The organism is Streptomyces sp. NPDC059201 (genome assembly GCF_042754585.1).
Lineage (GTDB): Bacteria > Actinomycetota > Actinomycetes > Streptomycetales > Streptomycetaceae > Streptomyces.
Genome location: NZ_JBHZBB010000001.1, coordinates 524,891 through 543,512 on the forward strand (window position 1 = coordinate 524,891; position 18,622 = coordinate 543,512).

An 18,622-nucleotide genomic window follows, 5' to 3' on the forward strand; every position below is an offset into this window, starting at 1 on the left:
CCGGAAGTCCCTCCCACCCGCACCACCGACCCACCACCGACCAGGAGCACTCCCATGCGTACCCACACCAACCGCAGACTGTTCGGCGCACTCGCCGTCCTCGCCACCCTCTCGCTGACCGTCACGGCCTGCGGCTCCGACGGCGGGGACACCGGCGGCGGCGCCCCGAAGGACCTCGCCGCCGCGCTCGAGAAGGGCGGCAAGGTGACGGTCTGGGCCTGGGAGCCCACGCTGAAGAAGGTGGCGGAGGACTTCGAGAAGAAGTACCCCAAGGTCGACATCGAGCTGGTCAACGCGGGCACCGGCGACAAGCAGTACACCGCCCTCCAGAACGCGATGGCCGCCGGCTCCGGCGCGCCCGACGTGGCGCAGGTCGAGTACTACGCCCTGGGCCAGTTCTCCATCGGCAAGACCGTCGAGGACCTCGCTCCCTACGGCGCCCAGAAGTACGGCACGGCCTTCACGCCCGGCCCGTGGAACGCCGTGACGAAGGACAAGGAGATCTACGCCCTGCCCATGGACTCGGGCCCGATGGCGTTCTTCTACAACAAGAAGGTCTTCGACAAGCACGGGATCAAGGTGCCGACCACCTGGGACGAGTACGTGGAGGCGGCCCGCGCGCTCCACAAGGCCGACCCGAAGATCTTCATCACCAACGACACCGGTGACGCCGGCGCCACGACCAGCCTCATCTGGCAGGCAGGCGGCCGCCCCTACCGGACGGACGGCACCAACGTGACCGTCGACTTCGGCGACGCGGGCACCCAGAAGTACGCCACCACCTGGCAGAAGCTCCTCGACGAGAAGCTGGTCGCGCCGATCAGCTCCTGGAGCGACGCCTGGTACAAGGGACTGGCCGACGGCTCCATCGCCACCCTGTCGATCGGCGCCTGGATGCCGGCCAACCTCACCTCCGGTGTCGCCTCCGCGTCCGGTGACTGGCGGGTCGCCCCGCTGCCGCAGTGGACGAAGGGCGACAAGACGACCGCCGAGAACGGCGGCAGCTCGCTCGCCGTGCCGAAGGCCGCCAAGAACAAGGAACTCGCCTACGCCTTCGCCGAGTTCGCCACCACCGGCGCCGGCGCGAGCAGCCGCGTCGCCGAGGGCGCCTTCCCCGCCACCCGCGCCGACCTGGAGTCGAAGGCGTTTCTCGACACCAAGTTCCCGTACTTCGGCGGCCAGCAGGCCAACCGGATCTTCGCCGAGTCCGCCCGCAACGTCGGCGCCCACTGGTCCTACCTGCCCTTCCAGGTGTACGCGAACTCGATCTTCAACGACACCGTCGGCAAGGCGTACGTCTCCCCCACGAAGATCTCCGACGGCCTGAACGCCTGGCAGGAGGCCAGCGTCAAGTACGGCAACGCCCAGGGCTTCACCGTCAACAAGTAGTCCCGTTCGGCCCCGCCCTCGCAAGCCCTCGGACCGAGCGCGCCATGACCCGCATGTTTGCGTAAACAAAGATCAACAGACATGCGGGGCCTGGCACCTCACCTCGCACCACCCTTCACCTACAGGAGCAAGCAGCGCATGCCCGTTCTCCAGACAGACAAGGCCGGATTCCTGCTCGACGGACGCCCCTTCCGCTTCCTGTCCGGCGGACTGCACTACTTCCGGGTCCACCCCGAGCAGTGGCAGGACCGGCTCCGCAAGGCCCGGCTCATGGGGCTCAACACCGTCGAGACGTACGTCCCCTGGAACCTCCACCAGCCGCGCCCCGACCGCTTCGTGATGGACGGCGGGCTCGACCTCCCCCGCTTCCTCGATCTCGCCGCCGCCGAGGGGCTGCACGTGCTGCTTCGCCCCGGCCCGTACATCTGCGCGGAGTGGGAGGGCGGCGGTCTGCCCTCGTGGCTGCTCACCGAGCCGGACATACGGCTCCGCTCCCGCGACCCGCGGTTCCTGGCAGCGGTGGACGACTTCTTCCACCGCCTGCTCACCCCCCTCCAGCCGTACCTCGGTTCACGGGGCGGCCCGGTCCTCGCCGTGCAGGTGGAGAACGAGTACGGGGCCTACGGCGACGACACCGCCTACATGGAGCACATCGCCGACTCGCTGCGCGCGTGCGGGGTCGACGTACCCCTGTTCACCTGCGACCAGCCGGCCGACCTGGAGCGGGGCGCCCTGCCCGGCATCCTCGCCACGGCCAACTTCGGCAGCCGCTCGGCCCACCATCTGGCCGACCTGCGCGCCCAGCGTCCCGAAGGGCCGCTGATGACCACGGAGTTCTGGATCGGCTGGTTCGACCGCTGGGGCGCGCGGCACGTGGTGCGCGACCCCGACGAGGCGGCCCGCGAGCTCGACGAGGCCCTCGCCACCGGCGCCTCCGTCAACTTCTACATGTTCCACGGCGGCACCAACTTCGGCTTCACCAACGGCGCCAACGACAAGCACACCTACCGCCCCACCGTCACCTCCTACGACTACGACTCGCCGCTCGACGAGGCCGGCGACCCGACGGAGAAGTACACCGCCTTCCGCGACGTCATCGCCAAGTACGCCCCCGTGCCCGACGGTCCGTTGCCCGCGCCCGGCGTCAAACTGGGCCTCCCGCCGGTCGAGTTGACCGAGAGCGCCGCACTGCTGCCCAGCGCGGACGCGCTCGCCTCGCGGGTCGACTCCCGTCGGCCGCTGACCATGGAGGAGCTGGAGCAGGACTTCGGCTTCGTCCTGTACGAGACGACCGTGCCGGTGCGCGGTCCGGCCCTGCTGGAGGTCGAGCACGTCCGCGACCGCGCCCAGGTCTTCGTCGACGGGCAGCCGGTGGGCGTCCTGGAGCGCGAGAACCACGAACACTCCCTGGCCTTCACGGCCCCCCGGTCCGGCAGCGTGCTCTCGATCCTGGTGGAGAACCAGGGCCGGGTGAACTACGGCCAGGGCATCCACGACCGCAAGGGGCTGCTCGGCGCGGTCCTCGTCGACGGCGTCGAGCCGGCGGCCTGGACGAACCGCCCGCTGCCGCTCACCGCGCTGGAGGACGTACCCTTCACGGCCGGCACGACGACCCCCGTGGGCCCCGCCTTCCACCGGGGCACCTTCGAGGTCGCCGAACCGGCCGACACCTTCCTGCACCTCGATGGCTGGACCAAGGGCAACGCCTGGGTCAACGGCTTCCCGCTCGGGCGCTACTGGTCCCGGGGCCCGCAGCGGTCGTTGTACGTCCCCGCCCCCGTGCTGCGCGCCGGGACGAACGAGATCGTCGTCCTGGAGCTCCACGCCGGCCCCCGGGCCCGTACCGTCGACTTCCGCGAGCAGCCCGACCTCGGCCCCACCGAGGAGTAGGAACACCCGGCGAGGCCGGGCTCGGACGCGTCCCCCGTGCGTCCGAGCCCGGCCTTTCGCCGTCCTGGCACCGGTCCGGCACACCGCCCTTCCCCGCGCCGAGTCCAACATTTTTCAACGCCTCAACACTGTTGCCTTTTGTTGGATATCGCGATTTCATATGACCTGCTGAGTTGATTAACGATCGACTGTGGTGACTTCGCGCGCACGAAGAGCCCGGTCGCCCGCTCGCGCACCGTCGCCGGACCGGACCGGAACCGTCGTTCCCTCCCTCGCCACGACCCTCCGCGAGCCCACCAGATTCCGCGCCTCACCGATCGGCCATGTGCGGCCCGTCCCAGCAAGGGGAATGACATGTTCACTGAATCCAACCAGCGGCCGGTGACGGCGCTCGCCCTGGGCCTGGCCTCCGTACTCGCGCTGTCCGCCTGCTCCAGCGGTCAGCAGACGGCCGGCCCGGGCGGCGGGGAGAACACGAAGGTCGACGGCAAGATCTCCCTGACGTACCTTCAGAAGCAGGGCGACCAGGAGTACTTCGTCGGCGAGGCGGCCGGCGCCAAGGCCAAGGCGGACGAGCTCGGCATCGACCTGAAGGTCGTCAACCTCGGCACCGACGCCAACAAGACCATCAGCGAGGCCCAGTCGGCGATCTCGCAGAAGAGCCACGGCCTGATCGTCGTCGTCCCCGACCCGGCCGTCGGCCCCCAGGTCGCCCAGATCGCCAAGGACGCCAAGGTCGCCCTGCTCACCTCCGACGACCAGATCTGCACGACCGGGCCGGACCCGTCCTCCTGCCCGGCCGACGCGCTGGTGCCCCGGATCGGCTTCAGCGGCGCCCAGATGGGCGGCGAGGTCGGCAAGCGGGCCGCCGCGGAGTTCAAGAAGGCCGGGTGGAACCCCGCCGAGACCCGCACGATCTCCGCCTGGAAGCAGGACGTGACCGTCTGCACCGATCGCGTCCAGGCGTCCAAGGACGCCTTCGCCGCCGGCTCCGGCGCCAAGGTGCAGAACATCGACGTCCCCACGGACAACAGCCCCACCGGCGCGCAGGACAAGATCGCCGCCACGATCACCGCGAACCCCGGCGTCAAGCACTGGGTGGTCTGGGGCTGCAACGACGAGAACGTTCAGGGCGGGGTGACCGCCCTGGAGAACGCCGGCTTCAAGGCCGACGACATCATCGGCGTCGGCCTCGGCGCCTACCTGGCCTGCAAGAACTGGAGCTCGGGCAAGCCGTCCGGCATGAAGGCCGCGCTGTTCATCAACGGCGAGGACGTCGGCGCGCTGGCCGTGCAGACGATGTACGACAAGCTCAAGAACGGCAAGGAGTTCCCGAAGGAAGCCTTCGCCCCGACCACGATGGTCGACGCCTCCAGCTGGAAGTCCGCCGGAGTCACCTGCGGCTGAGCCCCGCCCCCAGGCGCCGGTGTGGCGGACCGTCCCGCCCGCCGCACCGGCTTCTCCCCCGTCCTTCCCGCTTCCCGCTTCCCGCTTCCCGCTTCCCGCACGTGAGGCCAGCATGACCACACCCGGCACCCCACCCTCCACGCCGACCACCCCAGGTGTCGGTGTCGCCGTCGAGAACATCACCAAGCGCTTCGGCGCCGTCCAGGCCCTGGGCGGCGTCACCCTGTCCTTCCTCCCCGGGCAGGTCACCGCCCTCATGGGCGAGAACGGCGCGGGCAAGTCCACGCTGCTGAAGATCCTCACCGGCGACCACCAGCCCACCGAAGGACGCGTCCTCCTCGACGGCACACCGGTCTCCTTCGCCTCGCCGCAGGACGCGCGCAGGGCCGGGATCCGCATCATCCCGCAGGAGCCCGAGATCATTCCGCACGTCTCCGTCGCGGAGAACGTCTACGCCGGATCCCTCCCCCGCAGGGCCGGCCGGCGCCTCGACCGCGCCGAACTGCGCCGCAGGATCACCGCCGACCTGACGCGGCTCGGGTTCGAGAAGGTCATCGACCCCGACCAGCTTGGCTCCGAACTGACCGCAGCACAGCGGCAGTTGGTGGAGATCCTGCGCGCCCTCACCGGCGAGGCCAGGGTCATCGCCTTCGACGAGCCGACCTCCTCGCTCGCGGAGAACGAGGCCGAGGCGCTCTTCGCCCTGATCGGCCGGCTCCGCGCCCAGGGCATCGCGATCATCTACGTCTCCCACCGCATGAAGGAGATCTTCCGCCTCGCGGACCGGATCGCCGTGCTCCGCGACGGCGCCTCCGCCGGCGTCCTCGACGCGGCACGGACCGACGAGAGCGAAGTCGTACGGATGATGGTCGGGCGCGACCTCTCCTCGCTGTTCGTACGCCAGGACGTCGCCCGGGACGAGGTCGTCCTGGAACTGGACGGCGTCACCACCGACGACGTCACCGACATCAGCCTCCGGGTCAGGGCCGGGGAGGTGGTCGCCCTCGCCGGACTGATGGGCGCCGGGCGCTCAGAACTGGGACTCGCCCTCGCCGGCGACCGCCCCCTGCGCTCCGGACGGATCTGCCTGAACGGCCGGCCCCTGCGGCTGCGCAGCCCGAAGGACGCCATCCGGGCCGGCATCGGCCTGGCCCCGGAGGAGCGCAAGGCCCAGGCCCTCTTCCTCCAGCGGTCCATCCGCGACAACACCTCCCTGGTCAGCCTGGAGCGCCTGCGCCGCATGCGGTTCGTCCGCACCGGCCAGGAGCGGGCCGTCGCCCAGGAGTTCTCCGACCGGCTCAGGGTGCGTACCCCGTCCATCGAGCACGAGGTGCGCAAGCTGTCCGGCGGCAACCAGCAGAAGGTCGTCCTCGCCCGGTGGCTGCTGCGCCGCCCGAAGGTCCTGATCCTCGACGAGCCCACGCGGGGCATCGACATCGGCGCCAAGGCGGAGATCTACCGGATCATCGCCGACCTCGCGCGGGACGGCGTCGCCCTGCTCGTGATCTCCTCCGAACTCCCCGAGGTGCTCGGCCTCGCCGACCGCGTCGTGGTCATGCAGAACGGCCGCATCACCGGCGAGCTGGGGCGCGGCGAGGCGACGGAGGAATCGATCCTCAACCTCGCCATGGCCGATGACCTGGCCGTGGCCGATGCCGCCCCCGCCCTCCCCCGTACCGACTCCGCCCATGGAGGCCCCCGATGACCAGCACCGCGACCACCTCCCCGGCCGGGACCGGGAAGCCGCCGGAGAACGGGGGGCCGGCCGGGGCCGGGAAGGGCTCGGGTGCGGCCCGCGCGCGCTCGCCGCTGGCGGCCCTCGGTGCGCAGAACCTCAGCCTCATCGGCGCGCTCGTCCTGGTCCTCGGGCTGTTCGGCGCCCTGAACGAGAACTACCTGAGCTGGGGCAACATCCAGGTCATCGGCGAGGCCGTAACGATCACCGGCCTCCTCGCCGTCGTCCAGACCGTCGTCATCATCTGCGGCGGCCTGGACATCTCGGTCGGTTCGCAGGCGGGCCTGGCCTCCGTGATCAGCGCGATGGCCTTTACGTCGACCGGCGCCAACCCGTACCTCGGCATGGGCGCCGCACTCGTCATCGGGGCGCTCGTCGGCATCGTGAACGGCGTGGCGATCGTCTACGGACGCGTCAACCCGACGATCGCCACGCTCGCCGGGCTCGCCGCGTACAAGGGCGTCGCGCAGCTCGTCTCCGACGGGCGGGCGCAGGGGTACGTCCTCAACGACCCGGTCTTCGTGTTCCTCGGGCGCGGCAAGATCGCCGGTCTGCCGGTGATGATCTGGATCCTGATCCTCGTGGCGGTCGCCGTGCACGTGATGCTCAGGTACACGGACATCGGCCGCAACCTCTACGCGATCGGCGGCAACGACACCGCCGCCCGCCTCGCCGGCATCAACATCAACAAGTACCTCGTCGCGGTCTACGCACTCATCGGCGTCGTCGCCGCGATCGCCGGCATCCTGCTCACCGCCCGCACCGGCTCCGGCCAGCCCGTCTCCGGCAGCGAGGGCCTGGAACTGAAGGCCATCACCGCCGCCGCGCTGGGCGGCTGCGCGCTCAAGGGCGGCAAGGGAGGCGTCGGCGGCACGCTCCTCGCCGTAGCCCTTCTGGGCGCCCTGGAGAACGGCCTCACGGTCGAGGGCATCAACACCTTCTGGCAGAACGTCGCCCAGGGTGCCCTGCTCGTGGCCGCCGTGGTGATCCAGCAGCGCCGCAACGGCGAGCGCGCCGTCGGACTACCCCACTGAGTGCGTGGTCGGGCACCAGCAGCCCCCGGCCGCCGTCCACGGTCAGTGGTCGGCGTGCCCGGGGTGTTCCGGGTCCTCCAGGTATTCGGGGCAGTCGGGGTTGTGGCAAGGGCCGGGGCGCCATACGGGTACGAACGTCCCGAGCGTCTTGTGTCGTCGCTTCACGGTCGTGGAGACGGGCTGCTTGCAGACCGGGCAGACAAGCCGCCCCTGGGGACCGGTCTCATGCTCGGCTTTACTCATTCTTTAACGATAGGCGCTGGGTGCCGAAAGGGGGTACAGGAGCGACCGCGGCAGCCTGCCCTTGAGCCGTTGATCAGCCCGGCGGCCGTGGGGGCGGAGGTGGGGGCGGGGGCGGCGGATCGTTCCTGCCCTCGGCAGGCGCGTCCTCGGGTGGCTGGGCCTCTGCTGCCGCGACCTCGTCCTCGCCCTCGTCCTCGCCCACGGGGGAAGGGAGATGCAGAGGCTTGGGGGGCTTGAGCAGGCTGAGGGCCACGGAGCCGGCCAGGACGACGGCGATGACGGCGAGGCTGATCGGTGAGGGGATCTCCGGGACGCTGGGGCTGATCATCTTGTGGGACGCCTGGAGGATCAGCTTGACGCCGATGAAGGCGAGGATGATCGCGAGGCCCTTGCTCAGGTAGTGGAACCGGTCCAGCAGCCCGGCCAGCATGAAGTAGAGGGCTCGGAGGCCGAGGATGGCGAACGCGTTGCTGGTGTAGACGATGAAGGCGTCGTCGCTCACCGCGAGGACGGCGGGAACGCTGTCGACGGCGAAGATCAGGTCCGCCGCCTCGATCGCGGCCACCACCGCGAGCAGCGGCGTGGCCACGCGTTTGCCGGCCTCCTTGACGAAGAACTTCGTGCCCGCGTACTCGTCGCGGACCGGCATGATCTTGCGGAGCATCCGTACGGCGAAGCTCTTCCCCGGATCGAAGCTCTCCTCCTCGTCCTTCATGAGCTTGTAGGTGCTGTAGAAGAGCACGGCGGCGAAGGCGAACAGCACCGCGGTGAAACGGCTGACCACGGCGACGCCGAGCGACAGGAAGATGCCGCGGAAGATCAGCGCGCCCATGACGCCGAAGAACAGCACGCGGTGCTGATAGGCGCGGGGCACCTTGAAGTACGCGAAGATCACGGCGAAGACGAAGAGGTTGTCGACCGACAGGCTCTTCTCCAGCAGCCACGCGGTGGTGTACTCGGTGCCGGCGGTCGTGCCGAGCACGACGAAGACCACCCCGCCGAAGATCATGGCAAGCCCGACCCACAGGGCGCTCCACGCGGCGGCCTCCTTGAAGCCGATGACGTGCGCGGTGCGGTGGGCCAGCAAGTCCACCGCCAGCGACACCACCACCGTCGCGGCGAACGCCCCCCACAACCAGAGCGGGACCTCAAGCACGCCAGTCACTCCCCGATGGCCCACGCCGACGCACAGGCCCGTTTCCTGCATTCTCCGTCCATAACCGCACCGAGGCGATTCCAGGAGCCGCGAACCCGCTACCACCACCTGCCCTGTACGCGCCCTGCGCGCGCCACGAACCGGCCCGAACGCCTGTCGGGTACGGCGTCTGGCGCCTCCCGTCCTCGGTTCGGCAGGATTCCGCGCATGGGGATACGGCGAGCGATCCAGCGCCGTCTGCTGTGGTCGGGGGCGGGCGCGGTCGCGGTGTGGCTGCTGGCGTTAGGGATTTGGGGTGGGTGGGATCTCGCGGATCCCGTCGCCAGTGTCGTGGGAGCGCTGGCGGGCGTCGCGGGCCTGACCTACGCGCTGATCGCTCCGCTGGACACGGGGCAGTTGGCGGACCGGCTGGCGGGCGAGGTGGTGCGGCGGGAGCAGGGCGAGTACGTGCGATGGCTGGACGGCAGCGCCGGAGGACGTATCGACCTCGCGTACACCGTGCTCGTCCACGGCCAGGTCGACGGCGCGCCGACGGAGGGAAGGCTCGGTGAGCTGACCGCCCTGCTCGCTCGGCTCTCGCCGTCGCGCATGGTCATCACCGGCGCCGACGTCCTGGACGACGCCGGGACCGGCAAGTCCCTGGCGGCCCTGTCGATGGTGCTCGACCTCGCGCGGGACAGACAGCCCGGCCAGGCCGTCGCCCTGCGCATGGCGGCCACCTCGTGGACCGGCCAGGAGCTGGAGGAATGGCTCGTCCGGCATCTCGTGACGACGTTCGGCGTGGGCAGGGGCCCGGCGCGGCGGCTGGTGGAGGAACGTCTCGTGCTCCCCGTCGTCGACGGCATCGACGAGCTGGACCCGCCGGGCACCGCGCCGTACTCCAGCCGCGCCGCCGACCTGGTACGCCTCCTGAACGCCTGGCAGCACGGCACGCAGCCGGCGGCCGTGGTCGTCACCTGCCGGCGCGGCGTCCACGACGGTCTCGTCGGCGCGGAGGCGCACCTGCGGGCCGCCGCGGTGGTGCGGCTGGCGCCGGTCGACGCGGAGCAGAGCCACGCCTTCCTCCGCGGCAGCGTGGCCGACACCGAGGCGGGTCTGAGCCGGTGGCGGCCGGTACTCGACGCGCTGGCCACCGCCTCGCGCGGGACCCCGTCCGCGCAGACGCCCGCCGTGATGCGGCTGCGCCAGGCACTGGCGACCCCCTGGCGCCTGTCGCTCACCGTCGCGGTGTACCAGGAACGCACCGCCGACGGCCACTACCGGCGCGACCCCGCCGAGCTCCTCCCGCTCGCCGCGTCCGGAACGCTCCACCACCACCTCCTCGACCTCTACGTCCCGGCGATGCTGGCCGCGCGCGGCGACGCGACGGTGGACCCCGACGGCCCGGCCCGGGACTGGCTGGCCGTCCTGGCCTCCTACCTCGACGCGAACCGCCACGGCAGACGCGCGGAAGGCCGCACCCTCTCCCCCACGGACCTCGTGCTGCCCGATCTGTGGCCGATCGTCGGGGCGGAGCGCACGACACGCGCCATCCGCCGGACGTGCCTGGCCTGGGCCGCGACGCTCGAACTGGCGGTGGTGGTCGCGGCGGCCACGACGTCCTGGGACCGCCTCGCCCTCTCCTTCCTCCCGTTGCTCACCCTCATGTATGCCTTCGGCGTGAACCTGTGGGAGGGCGAGGACCTGATGCTTCTGCGTCCGCGTCGCTTCGTCCTGGGATGCGCCCTGGGATCCGCCCCCTTCATACTCATCGAACTCACCGTTCCCACGACGGGATCGGCAGGCGCCTGGGCGGCGGGCGCGGTGGCCTTCGCCCTGATGATCGGCGGTGCCATGGGCATCGCCGTCACCCCCGACGAACGCCGGGACGGCCCCCGCGCCCTGGTGCGCCGCGACATCGTCTCCTGGGCCCTGTTCCTGGCGGACGTCGTAGCGATCTTCACCCTCCTGGGCTACGGAGCGACCGGCCCACGAGGCATGCTCCTGGGACTCTTCCCCCTGGCCCTCTTCGGTGCCCTGACCTTCCACACCCTGGCGTTCCGCTACGCGGTCTTCCTCATCCTGGCCCGCGGAACGCTGCCCTGGCGACTGACCCGCTTCCTCCACACCTGCCACCAGGCAGGAATCCTGCGCACAGCCGGCGCCGCCTACCAGTTCCGCCACCACGAACTCCAGACCCACCTGGCCCGCCGCCACCGCCCATGACAACCGAGACCGCCGGACGGGGACGTCGCCCACCGGAGGGCGAGCCAGTCGCGGCAGGCATCGGGGCCCCGCCCGCGGGACCATGGCGGACGCCGAGCCGGTTCGGGTCAACGGGTACGCCGTGTTCGGAGTTGAAGGTCGTGGCGATGGTCGTGTCAGGGGGAGGGATTACGGTACGTCGCTGTGGACGTTGCTGATCTTGACTATGGGGCCCGGACCCAGTCCGGGTGCATCCCGCCGCTTCTGGTCTCCCGGCTTCTTGAGCTCGGGCATCTTGAGGAGGTGGAGCGTTGGGCCGGGCGCGGGGAGTGGTTCTGTGCGCGGGAGTGGGCGCGGCTGCTCGGTGAGCGGGGGCGACAGGCTGAGGCGCTGGAGGTACTCGCCCCGTACCTCGCTACGGGCTGGTGGACGGCGACGAGCGCCACGGCGGAGTTGCTGGAGAGCTGGGTGCGGGCGGACGAGGCGATCGCGCTGACCCGAGTTCGTATGGAGGTCGGGCATCCGCAGGCACTGGAGTCGTACGCGCGTCTGCTCGCCCGGCACGGCCGCGGCGACGAGGCGTTCACGCTGCTGCGCCCACACGTCGACGACCGGTCCCTCGCTACGGCACTCGTCGACGTCGCGGAGAACGCCGGCCGCGACGAGGAGGCCGCGGCCCTGCTCGCCGCCCGGATCCCGGACGAGCACCGTTGCGACGCGCCGTGGTGCTGCCGCGGCCTCGATCCCGACACGGCGGTCGGCCTGCTCGCCACGATCCGCGAACGCCAGGGCCGCATCGACGAAGCGATCGCCCTGCTCCGTACGCGCAACCACACCTCCGCCAACGGCCGGGACCAGCTCGCCGAGCTGCTGGCCCGGCATGACCGGACCGACGAGCTGCGCGCCTACGCGCTGTCCGAGGAACTGGGCCACGCCACACAGCGCCTCGCGGAACTGCTGGAGGAACGCGGTGACGTGGAGGGCGCGATCGCCGCGTACCGGCACGCCCGAACCTCATCGGTTCACCAGGGCCACATGTCGGTGCACCTCGCACACCTGCTGGCTCGACACGGACGAGGGGACGAGGCGATCGAGACGATGCGAACCCTGGCCGACGCCTCGGGCGGTGCCGAGGACTGGATCCTCCACATCCTCAGCTCCCTCTACCTCGACCAGGGCCGCGCCGAGGACGGCCTGGCCCACCTCGACGCCCTCAAGGAACGCCGTGGAGAGGAGGAGTGGGACCTCTTCTGGATACGGCTCCCTCTGTTGGCCGCCTGCGGGCAGACCGAAGAAGCGCTGAACCGCGCGCAGGCCCACCCCGAGGGCGGCACCTCGTACGCGGCACCGCACATTGCCGAGCTCCTCGCCGGCGCGGGCCGTACCGAGGAGGCTGTCGCGATGCTGCGACGCCACGCGCCCGCGAACAGTCACGCCCTGGCCGGCTACCTCATCGACCTCGGCCGAACCGAAGAAGCCGTGGCCGCCCTCCGCCAGACCGAACCCCGTCCGCGCCACCCTTCGACCACCACATGGCCCGAGGCCGACCCTGAGCTCCGGTTCAAGGCGTAGGGGCGTCGAGTCGGCGCTTGGCGAGCCAGTCGACCATGGCGGGGTCGTGGTGGTCGAAGAAGAGGGTGTGGCCGGTGTCGAGGGTGGCGATGGCGGACATCTGCTCGTCAGTGAGGGTGAAGTCGAAGATGTCGATGTTTTCGGCCATGCTCTCGGGGCGGACCGACTTGGGGATGGCGACGACGCCGCGCTGGGTCAGCCAGCGCAGGACGACCTGGGCCACGGACTTGTCGTACTCCTTGCCGATCTCGGCCAGGAGAGGCGTGGTGAACAGGTCGTTCCTGCCCTCGGCGAAGCCGCCCCAGGACTGGTGCTGGACGCCGCGCTCGCGCATCAGGTCGTGGTAGTCGGTGCGCTGGAAGAAGGGGTGGGTCTCGATCTGGTTGACCGCGGGGGTGATGTCGTTGTTGAGGGTCAGGTCGACCAGGCGGTCGGGGTAGAAGTTCGCGACGCCGATCGCCCGCGTGAGGCCCTCGCGGTGGAGGGCCTCCATGGCGCGCCACTGACCGTAGACATCGCCGAAGGGCTGGTGCATCAGGTAGAGGTCGAGGTGGTCGAGGCCGAGCTTGGTCAGGGAGGTCTCGAAGGCGCGCCGGGTGTTGTCCTCGGCGGGGGCGTCCTGGACCCACAGCTTCGTGGTGACGAAGAGGTCCCCGCGGGGGATCCCGCTGCTCTTGATCGCGCGGCCGACGGCCTCCTCGTTGCCGTACGCGGCTGCGGTGTCCAGCAGGCGGTAGCCGGCGGCGAGCGCGTCGGCGACGGCCCGCTCGGTCTGCTCCGGCGGGATCTGGTAGACGCCGAAGCCGAGGATGGGCATCTGGACGCCGTTGTTCAGGGTGACGTGCTGCATCGTTCTTCCGTTCTTCCGTTCTGTGCGCGCACGGGGATCTGTACGGGGATGGGGACAAGGTCGGGCGGGTACGGCGGCTCTTGATCACGCTCGCGCACCCCGGCGTTCCTCGCGCGCCGGCAGGGTCCGAAGGCGGAGGGTCGCCGCGACGGCGGCGAGGACCGTGGCGGCGGCGACGGCCGGGCTCCGCCGGTCTGGCGGGAGGTGTTGAGGACCCCGCTCGCGGTGCCGGCTCGTTAGGCGGGCACGTTTTCCAGCAGCAGGGCGGTGAGCGCCGTGACGGCGAGCGCGCCGCCGGAGCCGATCGGCACCATCAGCACGACCAGCAGCCATACAGGCGCCGCGGCGGGTCCGGCGGACACGGCGGACATCGCGAGCAGGCCGCCGATGATCAGTGCCTGGCCCAGAAGGACGGGGGTGCGGGCACCGAAGCGGTTCGCTAGGCGGGCGGCCACGGGCCCCATCGCGGCGGTGGTCAGCGCCATGGGCAGGAACGCGATGCCGGTGGCGAGCGGGCTCAGGCCCCGTACCTGCTGGAAGTACAGGCCGATCAGGAAGATCATTCCGTAGAAGGCGACGTTCAGGGCGAAGCCGATCGCGGACGACAGCGACATCACCCGGCTCCGCAGCAGCGGCAGCGGGGTCATCGGGTGCCGGCCGCGCGCCTGCGCGAACACGAACAGGGTCGCCGCGACGGCCGTGATCGCGAGGGCCAGGAGGACGGGCGCCGTCGTGAATCCGTCGGCTCCGCCCTCGATCGCCGCGAAGGTCAGCACACCCATCACGAGCACCGCGGCGATCTGCCCGGTCCAGTCGAACGGCGCCGGCCACACCGGGGAGCGGTCGGCCCGGCGCAGCAGGAGCAGGGCAGCCGCGCCGACGGGCAGGTTGACGCAGAAGATCAGGCGCCAGTCGGCGATGGTGAGCAGCCCGTCGGCCACCGGTCCCGCCGCGGAGCCGACCGAGCCGCCCACGCCCCACAGCGCGATCGCCTTCGCCCGCCCGGCCGGGTCGGGGAACGCCTCACGCAGCAGGGCCAGGGAGGAGGGCAGGACCACGGCGGCGCCCACGCCCTGCACGATCGGCGCCGCGACCAGGACGCTCAGGTCAGGGGCGAGACCGCACACGGCCGAGGCGACGGTGAACAGGACGAGGCCGGCCGCGAAGGCCCGCCGGGCGCCGATCCGGTCGCTGATCGCACCGGCGGAGAGCAGGAACGCCGCGAAGGAGAGGGTGTAGCCGTCGACGACCCACTGCGATCCGGGCGTGCGCACTGCCGCCGACAGACCGGACGCCGCCGGTCGAGCGGGGGCTTGAGATCCGGAGGACGTAGGGGGTGTGAGCGATGTATCGGAGGTGGAGGACACGAAGGATCTCCGCAGTACGGGGGGGAGAGAGGGGGTGGGCAAGGTGTTCCTCCACCCTCGCGCCGTCTCCCGCTCCGTGGCAGGCCGGGCTGTTCGCAGGGAGTGACAGGGCCCCTCACGCTGCCACCGGCCCGGTCACGGCGGTGTGACACTGAACGCATGGCACACGAGCCCACCACCCCGACCCCCAACAGCAGCAACGGCGCTGGCGGCGGCACTGAACTGGGCCGGTTCCTCCGGGCACGCCGTACCCAGACACGTCCCGAGCAGGTCGGACTCACCGTGGGCGCCGGGCTGCGCCGCACCCCGGGCCTGCGCCGCGAGGAGCTCGCCACGCTCGCCGGGATCAGCATCGACTACTACGTGCGCCTGGAGCGCGGCAAGGAGACCCGGCCGAGCCCCGCCGTCCTCGACTCCCTCGCCCGCGCGCTCCACCTCGACGACCAGGAGCACCAGCACCTGCGCGAGCTCGCCGTCCACGCCGCCCGCTACGCCCCCGAACCGCCCCCGCCGCCCAGCCGCACCGTGCGCCCGCATCTGAGGCTGCTGCTGGAGACCATGCGCCCGAACCCCGCGTACATCGTCAGCCGCAGCCTGGACTTCCTCGCCTCCAACCCCGGCGGGCTTGCCCTCTACGCGGGTCTGGCCGACTGGCCGGTGAAGCAGCGCAACCTCGCCCGCTACCTCTTCCTCCACCCCGCCTCGCGCGAGCTGTTCCCCGACTGGGACCGCCAGGTCCGCGCCTGCGTCGTCCGCCTGCGCGCCACCGCCGGGACCATCCCCGACGCTCCCGACCTGACCGGTCTCGTCGGCGAACTCCTCCTCAAGAGCCCCGACTTCGCGCGGCTCTGGGAACGCTACGAGGTCACCGCCGACAAGCCCGCCCTCAAGACCTTCCACCACCCCCTGGTGGGCACCCTGCACCTCACCGGCCAGTCCATGTTCCTCGACGGCACCCCCGGCCGGCGCCTCGGCGTCTACACCGCCGAACCCGGCACCCCCGACCACGACGCGATGATCCTCCTCGACATGACCACACCCCCGTCCAGCGACACGAGCAGGCCCGGGACACGCCACGGAGACGAGCGGCCCGGTCCGCAAATGCCTCGCGTGTGAGCCGCTTCGCGATCTACGCTCGCGCGCATGACGTCACACGATGCACTTGAAGGTTCCCGGATCGCTCACGAGGGTGTTGGGCTGGTGATCCGGCGAGAGGGCGCCGACGATCACCGAGAGGTACGCGAGGTTCATACGCGCGCGTTCGGTGACGGGGATCGGGTTCCCGGGCTCGTGGAGGCGCTGCGCGTCGCGGACGCCCCGTTGGCGCCGATGTCGTTCGTCGCTGTCGTCGACGACCGGGTCGTCGGGCATGTGCTGCTGAGCGCTTCGCGGTTGGACGCTCCACGCCGGATCGTGGACGTCCTGTCGCTGTCACCGCTGGGCGTGCTCCCGGAGTTCCAGCGCCAGGGCATCGGTACGCAGCTCATCACCCACGCCCTCAAGGCGGCCGACAGCGAGGGCGTGCCGCTGGTGTTCCTGGAGGGTTCACCGCACTACTACAGCACCCGCGGCTTCGAGGCCGCCGGCCCGGTCGGCTTCCGTTCGCCGTCGCTCCGTATCCCTGAACCCGCTTTCCAGGTCGCCCGGTTGTCCGCGCACGAGCCCTGGATGACGGGCACCTTCGTCTACTCGGAGACCTTCTGGGCCTTCGACTGCGTCGGCCTGCGCGACCCCGAAGCCTGAGCCTCAGTCTCGTTCGGGTGGCTTGATCGCGACGAGTTCGACCTCGAAGCCGTCGTCGTTCTCCAGGTACGCGGCGTAGTGCTGTCCGCCTCCGGCGTACGGATGCCGATCGGGGAACAGCAGGCGCCAGCCGTGCTGAGCGGCATCCGCCGTCAACTTCTCGACGGTGGCGGCGTCTTCGACGTGGAAGGCCAGGTGATTCAGTCCCGGCCGGCACCGGTCGTGCTGTACGGCGGTGAGGGCCGGGGACTGTTCGACGACCAGGTACGTCGGCCCCAGCCGCCAGCTCCGGCCGCCGCCCCAGCTCTGGAAGGGTACGTAACCCAGTGCCTCCAGCATCCACCCGAGCGAGCCCAGCGCCCGTCCAAGGTCCGGCACCCACAGCTCGACGTGATGCAGGGTGCCATGCGTCGGCCCACCGCTCACAAGGCCACCCCCTCGACGCGCGCGCCGCATCCGGTCCCGGTCTCTCTCACAGTGGTCCCTTCCCTCAACTCGACTCCAGTCTGCAACGGAGCACTGACACTCGCCGTGTACCGGCTCTCGGGTGTCCCGGCTCAGGGCGTAGGGGAAGCCTCGGTAAGGGTCATCCACTCCTGGACGGTCTCCTGGTGTGAGCCGCTCGCCGTGCTTGCGCCCACCGCCCGCGCGTCCTCGGTGGTGCAGGGGGTGGCCGCCCGGGTGAGCAGGGTGAGCGGCCACTCGAGGCCCCTGCCGGCGGGCTCCTGGTCGAAGGGGGTCCAGTTCCAGGGCCCGTCGAAGCGCCATGCAGGCGTCACCAGCCCGCAACTCGTCGGGCGCCGCCGGATGGGTCCGGAACAGCCCCACCTCCGGTCCCGTGGCCCGCCCTCCGGTCTCCACGCCCAGGGCCATGACCCCGTTCCAGTGGATGAGGTCACTTCCGGTGTCGATGTCCCACCAGGGCCAGCGTAGGGGGGGCTCAGTGGTGGGCTGAACAGGAGATACTCGGGCTAGAAATCGTCACGACGGAACACAAAGGCAGGAACTTCCATGGCGAAGCGGGTTCACCAACCCCGTGAGGACGCGGAATTCGACTTCATCCTCGGGATGAGCCAGGTCCCGGTCCTCGCCTACTTCACCGGGACATGGCCCAAGGCCATCGAGCCCTGTCGGGCGATGGACCTCGTCGTGGGCGGCATCGCCGACGAGTACACGGGCCGTCTGACGGCCGTCCGCACCGACATCACGCGCTGTCCGGCCGCGACCAAGCGATACGGGGTCACCGGGGCGCCGTCCTACGTCCTCCTGAAGGACGGGGAGGCGGTGGCGCACGGCACGGGCCTCATGACGACCACCGAGGTACGGGAACTCCTGGACCCGCACCTCTGAGCGGAGAACGATCAGTTAAGGCCGCTCTCATGTGGAGCACCTAGCGTGCGCCCCATGGACACGAAGACGACCGAGAAGACCGAAGACACCACCTCACGGCCGGACGCCGAGCCCGTCGAGCCCGTCGAGGACGCCACCGACGACATCGACAACGTCGACGACGTCACGGACCTGCTCGACGAAGATGACGATCAGGACGAGGACGAAGAGGCGGCTTCCCGCCCGGAGGCCACCGGCGTCGGGGCCGCCGCCGCGGCTGTCGTGTCCGCCGTCCTCTCCGGCGTCGCGCTCAGCGGCACCTGGACCGCCAAGGTCGTCTCCGAGCGCGAGACGCTCATCGGGCAGATCAAGACCTCCTCCGGCGGCACTCCCGCGCAGCAGATCAGCGAGATCTACGGTGACGCCTGGCACAGCACCGCCCTGGTCAACGGCGTCTTCGCCCTCCTCGCCCTGATCGTCGCCGCCCTCGTCCTCACCCGCCCCCGTCAGCCCGCCTGGGTCCGCGCGGTCGCCGTCGCCGGTGCCGTCCTGGGCGGCCTCGGACTGCTCCTGTCGCTCGGCACCTACTTCGACCTGTTCCTGACCCTCCCGACGACCGGCTCCTGACCCCCGGCGGGAGTGCGTGCCGTGGGCGGCGTGTCGACGCTTCCCGGCCGCGCTCCGGGTACGGCGTCGTCCCCCGCCTGACGGCCGAGGTGACGC

At 70.8% G+C, this 18,622-nt stretch carries 16 protein-coding genes; 11 read left to right on the top strand and 5 right to left on the bottom strand.

Going from position 1 to position 18,622, the window contains the following annotated elements; all coding sequences use genetic code 11:
- Positions 1-54: 54 nt before the first annotated feature.
- The 5 genes from ACFXMG_RS02380 (at position 55) to ACFXMG_RS02400 (ending at position 7,455) form a co-directional block, all read left to right on the top strand.
- Positions 55-1,389 carry an ABC transporter substrate-binding protein gene (locus ACFXMG_RS02380; protein ID WP_383816113.1) on the top strand — a complete coding sequence of 445 codons (1,335 nt, stop codon included), beginning with the start codon at positions 55-57 and terminating at the stop codon, positions 1,387-1,389.
- A gap of 138 nt (positions 1,390-1,527) precedes the next feature.
- Positions 1,528-3,279: a beta-galactosidase gene (locus tag ACFXMG_RS02385; RefSeq protein ID WP_383816115.1), complete on the top strand. Its 1,752-nt coding sequence runs from the start codon at positions 1,528-1,530 to the stop codon at positions 3,277-3,279.
- A gap of 354 nt (positions 3,280-3,633) precedes the next feature.
- Positions 3,634-4,686 carry a substrate-binding domain-containing protein gene (locus ACFXMG_RS02390; RefSeq protein ID WP_383816118.1) on the top strand — a complete coding sequence of 351 codons (1,053 nt, stop codon included), beginning with the start codon at positions 3,634-3,636 and terminating at the stop codon, positions 4,684-4,686.
- Positions 4,687-4,798: 112 nt separating this feature from the next.
- Positions 4,799-6,391, top strand: a complete 1,593-nt coding sequence (locus ACFXMG_RS02395; protein WP_383816121.1) for a sugar ABC transporter ATP-binding protein — start codon at positions 4,799-4,801, stop codon at positions 6,389-6,391.
- Entirely contained in the window at positions 6,388-7,455 is a 1,068-nt protein-coding gene (locus tag ACFXMG_RS02400) for an ABC transporter permease (RefSeq protein ID WP_383816123.1), read from the top strand. Before ACFXMG_RS02395 ends, ACFXMG_RS02400 begins: the two co-directional genes overlap by 4 nt.
- Before the next feature lie 316 nt (positions 7,456-7,771).
- On the opposite strand, the gene ACFXMG_RS02405 is transcribed toward ACFXMG_RS02400, so the two are convergent.
- Entirely contained in the window at positions 7,772-8,854 is a 1,083-nt protein-coding gene (locus tag ACFXMG_RS02405; protein ID WP_383816126.1) for a TerC family protein, read from the bottom strand.
- A 207-nt stretch (positions 8,855-9,061) separates the two neighbouring features.
- Here ACFXMG_RS02405 and ACFXMG_RS02410 point away from each other — a divergent pair, with 207 nt between their 5' ends.
- Positions 9,062-11,059, top strand: coding sequence for a hypothetical protein (locus tag ACFXMG_RS02410; protein WP_383816128.1), 1,998 nt, complete (start codon positions 9,062-9,064; stop codon positions 11,057-11,059).
- Positions 11,060-11,341: 282 nt separating this feature from the next.
- Positions 11,342-12,610 carry a hypothetical protein gene (locus tag ACFXMG_RS02415; RefSeq protein ID WP_383816131.1) on the top strand — a complete coding sequence of 423 codons (1,269 nt, stop codon included), beginning with the start codon at positions 11,342-11,344 and terminating at the stop codon, positions 12,608-12,610.
- Here ACFXMG_RS02415 and ACFXMG_RS02420 read toward each other — a convergent pair.
- Both ACFXMG_RS02420 and ACFXMG_RS02425 read right to left on the bottom strand, forming a co-directional pair.
- Positions 12,600-13,460, bottom strand: a complete 861-nt coding sequence (locus tag ACFXMG_RS02420; protein ID WP_383816134.1) for an aldo/keto reductase — start codon at positions 13,458-13,460, stop codon at positions 12,600-12,602. The genes ACFXMG_RS02415 and ACFXMG_RS02420 overlap by 11 nt on opposite strands.
- A gap of 236 nt (positions 13,461-13,696) precedes the next feature.
- The gene (locus ACFXMG_RS02425; protein WP_383816136.1) at positions 13,697-14,734 is read right to left on the bottom strand and encodes an MFS transporter; all 1,038 of its coding nucleotides are present in this window, start codon (positions 14,732-14,734) and stop codon (positions 13,697-13,699) included.
- Between the two features lie 252 nt (positions 14,735-14,986).
- On the opposite strand from ACFXMG_RS02425, the gene ACFXMG_RS02430 reads away from it, so the two are divergent.
- Both ACFXMG_RS02430 and ACFXMG_RS02435 read left to right on the top strand, forming a co-directional pair.
- Entirely contained in the window at positions 14,987-15,943 is a 957-nt protein-coding gene (locus tag ACFXMG_RS02430; protein WP_383816138.1) for a helix-turn-helix transcriptional regulator, read from the top strand.
- Positions 15,944-15,970: 27 nt separating this feature from the next.
- Positions 15,971-16,570, top strand: a complete 600-nt coding sequence (locus ACFXMG_RS02435) for a GNAT family N-acetyltransferase (protein WP_383816140.1) — start codon at positions 15,971-15,973, stop codon at positions 16,568-16,570.
- 3 nt (positions 16,571-16,573) lie between these two features.
- Here the strand turns inward: ACFXMG_RS02435 and ACFXMG_RS02440 are convergent, their stop codons facing one another.
- Both ACFXMG_RS02440 and ACFXMG_RS02445 read right to left on the bottom strand, forming a co-directional pair.
- Positions 16,574-17,026, bottom strand: coding sequence for a VOC family protein (locus ACFXMG_RS02440; RefSeq protein ID WP_383816143.1), 453 nt, complete (start codon positions 17,024-17,026; stop codon positions 16,574-16,576).
- A 101-nt stretch (positions 17,027-17,127) separates the two neighbouring features.
- Entirely contained in the window at positions 17,128-17,349 is a 222-nt protein-coding gene (locus ACFXMG_RS02445) for a hypothetical protein (protein ID WP_383816145.1), read from the bottom strand.
- A 232-nt stretch (positions 17,350-17,581) separates the two neighbouring features.
- On the opposite strand from ACFXMG_RS02445, the gene ACFXMG_RS02450 reads away from it, so the two are divergent.
- Both ACFXMG_RS02450 and ACFXMG_RS02455 read left to right on the top strand, forming a co-directional pair.
- Complete coding sequence (locus ACFXMG_RS02450; protein WP_383816147.1) at positions 17,582-17,920, top strand: thioredoxin family protein; 339 nt, start codon at positions 17,582-17,584, stop codon at positions 17,918-17,920.
- 54 nt (positions 17,921-17,974) lie between these two features.
- Positions 17,975-18,526, top strand: a complete 552-nt coding sequence (locus ACFXMG_RS02455) for a hypothetical protein (protein WP_383816148.1) — start codon at positions 17,975-17,977, stop codon at positions 18,524-18,526.
- The last annotated feature ends 96 nt before the right edge of the window (positions 18,527-18,622 follow it).

Excerpts from the sequence above, each read along its gene's own strand:
- ACFXMG_RS02455 (WP_383816148.1), top strand. The coding sequence starts at position 17,975 with ATGGACACGAAGACGACCGAGAAGACCGAAGACACCACCTCACGGCCG.
- ACFXMG_RS02410 (WP_383816128.1), top strand. The coding sequence starts at position 9,062 with ATGGGGATACGGCGAGCGATCCAGCGCCGTCTGCTGTGGTCGGGGGCG.
- ACFXMG_RS02450 (WP_383816147.1), top strand. The coding sequence starts at position 17,582 with ATGGCGAAGCGGGTTCACCAACCCCGTGAGGACGCGGAATTCGACTTC.
- ACFXMG_RS02400 (WP_383816123.1), top strand. The coding sequence starts at position 6,388 with ATGACCAGCACCGCGACCACCTCCCCGGCCGGGACCGGGAAGCCGCCG.
- ACFXMG_RS02380 (WP_383816113.1), top strand. The coding sequence starts at position 55 with ATGCGTACCCACACCAACCGCAGACTGTTCGGCGCACTCGCCGTCCTC.
- ACFXMG_RS02385 (WP_383816115.1), top strand. The coding sequence starts at position 1,528 with ATGCCCGTTCTCCAGACAGACAAGGCCGGATTCCTGCTCGACGGACGC.
- ACFXMG_RS02420 (WP_383816134.1), bottom strand. The coding sequence starts at position 13,460 with ATGCAGCACGTCACCCTGAACAACGGCGTCCAGATGCCCATCCTCGGC.
- ACFXMG_RS02435 (WP_383816140.1), top strand. The coding sequence starts at position 15,971 with ATGACGTCACACGATGCACTTGAAGGTTCCCGGATCGCTCACGAGGGT.
- ACFXMG_RS02390 (WP_383816118.1), top strand. The coding sequence starts at position 3,634 with ATGTTCACTGAATCCAACCAGCGGCCGGTGACGGCGCTCGCCCTGGGC.
- ACFXMG_RS02395 (WP_383816121.1), top strand. The coding sequence starts at position 4,799 with ATGACCACACCCGGCACCCCACCCTCCACGCCGACCACCCCAGGTGTC.
- ACFXMG_RS02440 (WP_383816143.1), bottom strand. The coding sequence starts at position 17,026 with ATGCGGCGCGCGCGTCGAGGGGGTGGCCTTGTGAGCGGTGGGCCGACG.
- ACFXMG_RS02430 (WP_383816138.1), top strand. The coding sequence starts at position 14,987 with ATGGCACACGAGCCCACCACCCCGACCCCCAACAGCAGCAACGGCGCT.